Annotated in this window: 5 protein-coding genes; all 5 read left to right on the forward strand. The window is 63.3% G+C overall.

The window, feature by feature from the left end; translation table 11 throughout:
- Positions 1 to 377, forward strand: a 377-nt coding sequence (locus tag M1248_RS33085) for a hypothetical protein (protein WP_317150916.1), incomplete at its 5' end; no start/stop codon positions are given.
- Positions 378 to 379: 2 nt separating this feature from the next.
- Positions 380 to 1069, forward strand: a complete 690-nt coding sequence (locus M1248_RS33090) for an MspA family porin (protein ID WP_409347425.1) — start codon at positions 380 to 382, stop codon at positions 1067 to 1069.
- Positions 1070 to 1166: 97 nt separating this feature from the next.
- The gene (locus M1248_RS33095; RefSeq protein ID WP_082762252.1) at positions 1167 to 1724 is read left to right on the forward strand and encodes a hypothetical protein; all 558 of its coding nucleotides are present in this window, start codon (positions 1167 to 1169) and stop codon (positions 1722 to 1724) included.
- A gap of 424 nt (positions 1725 to 2148) precedes the next feature.
- Positions 2149 to 4404 carry a bifunctional SulP family inorganic anion transporter/carbonic anhydrase gene (locus M1248_RS33100; RefSeq protein WP_317150918.1) on the forward strand — a complete coding sequence of 752 codons (2256 nt, stop codon included), beginning with the start codon at positions 2149 to 2151 and terminating at the stop codon, positions 4402 to 4404.
- 212 nt (positions 4405 to 4616) lie between these two features.
- Positions 4617 to 4739, forward strand: coding sequence for a hypothetical protein (locus M1248_RS33105; RefSeq protein WP_267886875.1), 123 nt, complete (start codon positions 4617 to 4619; stop codon positions 4737 to 4739).
- Positions 4740 to 4781: the final 42 nt, after the last annotated feature.

Genomic DNA, 4781 nt, shown 5'->3' on the forward strand with positions numbered 1-4781 from the left:
TTTCGCTTATCTACACACCGTCACAGGCGACATTGCGCGAAAAATCCGGGCTAGACACGGGTGCGAAATTGATCGGGGGAACCGTGACAACCCGCTGCAGATTGGCCAACCGCACCGAAATCAAGCTCGACACCACCATCGACAGGGCGATCGGGTTCCTTGAGAATTCGGCGCAGGATATCGTAGAAAAACATCGCGTCCGACTTAACTATCCGATCGTCGGCGCCGCCAACTTCACCGTGTCGAAGCCCTACGGGATATTGTCCCGCTGGCCTCGGCGCAGAGCTTTCCCCGTGAAAGACCACCGTCGCGGCAGTCCACCGTTGACGCCGGTGCGATTCAGTGCGCCGGTTGATTTCGATCGGGACGCTACGTGATGCTGCTTCGTTTTGCCACGGTGGTGACCGCTTACATATTGATCGCTGTTGCGACGGCGCCACTGGCATTGACCGCTCCAGAATCAGATCCAGATCCTGCAGTGGCCGCGGCGAGTAGCGCCGTTCCGCCTGCACCACCTGCAAATGACGGACTGGTGCCCTCTGGGGCGCGCGCCACCCGCACGACCGCTGACGGCTGGACGATCACCGTTTGGGCCGAAGACGAGTCAGAAGTGGCGGTGGCGCCATTGACGACTTCCACGGCGTCACGTGAGTACATCGTGGGCGGCGCGTTCAACGCGTCGGTGACCGGCGCGGGCACCACCACGTTGACCGGCGGGACGCTCGAGGTCGGCTATCAGATCGGTTGTGGCATCGAGTTAGGGGTGAATGGCGTGCAATTAACGGGCTCGGTCGGCGTGGTCCCGGCGCTGGGTCCGACGGGGCTGAGTGCCGGGCTTCCGATCAACGGCTCGGTTGCGGTCTACTTGGTGCCAGGCAAAGTCAACATTGTTCCGGTCAGCAAGATGGTGTTTAAGGGCACCGATCCGCGGATCACCATCTCGGACTTCCGCGTGAAAATCGACGGCTGCGTCGGGGAGTCGTTCCTGCGCTCGTATGCCACGCTGACGGGCACAACGACGGATACTCAAGACATCATCTCCTACACCGGCGTCACGAAGGCCGTCTGACGCTTGGATGCTCGTATTTGATCATTGGTCCCAGAGGAAGCGCCGCGAGACCGGCTGCCTACGCGCTGACACGACCAGATATGGAGTGAGCATCATCATGACGGCGTCACCAGTGGGAGAATTTGCCCGGGCATTCGCATTGTTGCTCACCGCATTTGGCGTCAGCCTTGCTGCGCTACCAGCGGCCGGCGCCGACCCCAACGACCTGGCGGTCCCGGGCACGCCCGAGCCCGGCGCAGTCGTTGCCGGGTCGAGCGCTGCGGCGGACGCCAACCCGGCGTCGGCGGCAGCGTGCTCGCAGTTCGCCAACGCGCTGGACTCTGCCGCGGTCAACTACTCCGATTTCGCTGCTGGGATGTCATCTCCAGACTGGAATTACGCGAATCCGACGGTGCGGAGCGCCAATGTGACCGGCAGGACCGCGTTACGGGAAGCGGCTCGCGCAGCTCTTAGCGCCTCGGACACGCCGGGTTTGCAGTCAGACGTCGCGGCTCCGATACGGGTCTGGTCGACACGGGCAGCGAAACTGCTCGTGAATATGTTCCTTCACCGCAGCAACGACGCTGTCGACACCGCGGCCACCGAGCTTAATGAGGCCACCTACAATGTCCAGATGGCTTGCGCGAAGGCCGGTACCCCGGCGGTGACCAGCTAGACTCAACGGGCTGCTGTGCAGGCCCGAAAACTGAACGGCTACAAAGGGATGCGGCTAAGCTAAGCCCTTTCCATCCGACATCGTGGGCATACCGCCGCGGTGTACTCGGTTCGGACATATGGTGATTACCGGCGCCACGCCCGGTCGGGGTCAGATCGATCGCGGTGGCGAACGCCTCAGACAGGCCATACGGCAGGTCACGAGCGGGGGACCGCCACCTCAATTTCCACCAGACCTGGGCCAGAGAATCGATGACACCAGGGGCGCGATTTTGCCGGCTTCGGTGATCCGTGCTGTGATCGAATATGCGATGCGACCAGCGCCGGCCCGCTATCCGAAAAGTTTTCGGTAGTGTGCGGAAGAACCGAGATGCGTCTGCTTCCTGGCTCGGTGAGTGTGCGACCTGACAGAGAGGATCCACGCCATGCCGGCTTCTGCTACGGCTGGAGTAGCGGACGCCGACGCCTCCGTGGACCGACCTAGCAGCCTGCGTGACCGTCTGAAGACCGTCGCGAGGTACGACCTTCCGGCGTCGATCGTGGTCTTTCTCGTTGCGGTGCCGTTGTCGATCGGGATCGCAATCGCCTCCAACGCGCCGATTATGGCGGGGCTGATCGCCGCGATCGTCGGCGGCATAATTGCTGGCGCGGTGGGTGGAGCGCCTCTGCTTGCCTCGGGTCCGGCCGCCGGCTTGACAGTAGTGGTAGCCGAGACGGTCAATACCTTCGGCTGGAAGACCACCACCGCCATCGTCGTCGGAGCCGGGTTGCTGCAAGTAATTCTCGGCGTGAGCCGGCTCGCGCGATCGGCGCTGGCCATATCGCCGATCGTGGTGCACGCAATGCTCGCCGGGATCGGCATCACAATCGCCCTGCAACAAGTTCACGTACTGCTCGGCGGCAGCTCTCGGAGTTCGGTGTGGCGCAACTTGACCGAATTGCCGGCTCAGCTTCGGTCTCCCCACCTAAGCGACATCGTCGTAGGGCTCATTGTCGTCGCGATCATGCTGAGCTGGAAACGAAGCCCGGCTCGGCTACAAATACTTCCCGGGCCGCTAGTCGCAATCGTCGCCGCGACGGCGATATCGTTCGTGCCGCCGCTGAACGCCGACAGAATCGAACTCAACGGTTCGATCCTCGACGCGATCGGCTTGCCGACTCTGCCGGACGGCACCTGGGTGCCGTTTGTACTGGCTGTGTTGACCATCGCGTTGATCGCCAGCGTGGAAAGCTTACTTTCGGCAGTCGCGGTCGACAAGATGCACAGCGGCCCGAAAGCCGATCTGAACCGCGAGCTCATCGGTCAGGGCGCGGCCAATATGGTGTCGGGGATGCTCGGCGGGCTGCCGGTAACCGGCGTGATCGTCCGCAGCGCAACCAACGTGGCGGCCGGTGCACGCACGCAGGCTTCGTCGATTTTGCACGGCGTGTGGGTGCTGCTGTTTTCGGTGTTGCTGGCCGGTCTGGTGCAACAAATTCCGAAGGCCGCCCTGGCCGGGTTGCTGATCGTGATCGGTGTGCAGTTGGTCAAGTTGGCACACATCCGGCTGGCCTGGCGTACCGGCGACCTGGCTGTTTATGCGATCACAGTCACCGGAGTTCTGTTCCTGAACCTGCTGGAAGGCGTCGCCATCGGCATCGCCGTCACCCTCGTCGTGGTGTTGTGGCGGGTGGTGCGCGCCTCAGTACACGCCGAACCAATCGACGAGGAGCATCACGAATGGCGTCTCACACTCGAAGGAGCCCTCAGTTTCCTTTCCTTGCCGCGGCTATCGCGCGTGCTGGCCTCAATTCCGCGTGGCAGCCGGGTCACCGTGGAGATCACAGTCGACTTCCTTGATCACGCCGCATACGAGGCCATCGAGGAGTGGGCTCGGCGGCACCGCCTGGCTGGCGGCTCGGTTTGCATCGACGAAATCGGCGAGAGCGCGATGACAGCGGCCACCGCAGGACCGCCGATTCGCCGGTCGCACAGCGCGATAGCCCGCGGCCTATCGCCCTGGCGCTCTCACGGCCACCACCCAGGGGACACCGGTTCGATGCTCACCCCGGTGTTGGATGGCGTCGCGCGTTACCATCGCCGACACGCCCCGCTGCTTCGCGAACATTTCAACGAGCTGCGCGGCGGGCAGCGACCGCGCGCTCTGTTCCTGACCTGCGCAGACGCTCGCTTGGTGCCCAATGTCATCACCGCCAGCGGACCCGGTGATCTTTTCACCGTGCGCAACCTCGGCAACCTCGTTCAGCCGAACGCCGCTGACATGTCGATGGAAGCCGCATTGGCGTACGGGATCATCGAGTTGAACGTCAACACCATGATCATCTGCGGCCACTCCAGGTGCGGAGCGATGACGGCATTGCTCTCCGAGGCTGGCCATCGTGACGGCATTCCAGCCGCGGTCGCGGCATGGATCGACCAGGCGCTGCCAAGCCTCGACGCGTTCCGCGCCGGTCACCCCGTCGGCCGGGCGGCGGCCAGGCAGGGGTACGACGCCTGCGATCAGTTGGCAATGGTCAACGTGGCTTGGCAAATTCAGAGCTTGAAAGGCCATCCCGTGGTGGGTCCCGCTCTGGAAGAGCAGCGATTAGATACATTGGGGCTCTTCTTCGACATCGCCTCGGGCCGGGTACTGCGTATTACAGAGAGCGACGTCGAAAACCTCGGCGCGCCGAGCGACTGACTCTTCCAACAGGGTAAGTCCCTCGGGCGTCGACAGCGGGGTCTCCAATCGGTCTCACGCATCTGCGCCGGCCTGGATGATTGATCGCCGGGATGCGGTTGCGGGCCCGGGCGGGCCAACTCGGGCGAGGGTGCGGGGCGCATGGTCGCCGGAGCGATCGCGTGATTCTTCGAGGGATTGACCAAAGTCACTCGAGCAAAGGAATCGACGCGATGACCACTGCCCACAATATTGACTGGCCGGCTGTGCTGGCTGATCGACTCACCACCTGCCACCCCGATGTGCTGCGCGAGCTGCTGGCAACTTTCATCCACGCCCTGATGGGTGTGAGGTGAGCCCGTCGTAGTGGTCCAGTCGTTGTGGGACTCTGTTGCCCG

Origin of the sequence: Mycobacterium sp. 29Ha (genome assembly GCF_032883055.1) — a bacterium.
GTDB classification, from domain to species: domain Bacteria; phylum Actinomycetota; class Actinomycetes; order Mycobacteriales; family Mycobacteriaceae; genus Mycobacterium; species Mycobacterium gallinarum.

What these genes read in the sequence shown, in the direction of transcription:
- M1248_RS33095 (WP_082762252.1), top strand. Translation starts at nt 1,167, where the DNA reads ATGACGGCGTCACCAGTGGGAGAATTTGCCCGGGCATTCGCATTGTTG.
- M1248_RS33100 (WP_317150918.1), top strand. Translation starts at nt 2,149, where the DNA reads ATGCCGGCTTCTGCTACGGCTGGAGTAGCGGACGCCGACGCCTCCGTG.
- M1248_RS33105 (WP_267886875.1), top strand. Translation starts at nt 4,617, where the DNA reads ATGACCACTGCCCACAATATTGACTGGCCGGCTGTGCTGGCTGATCGA.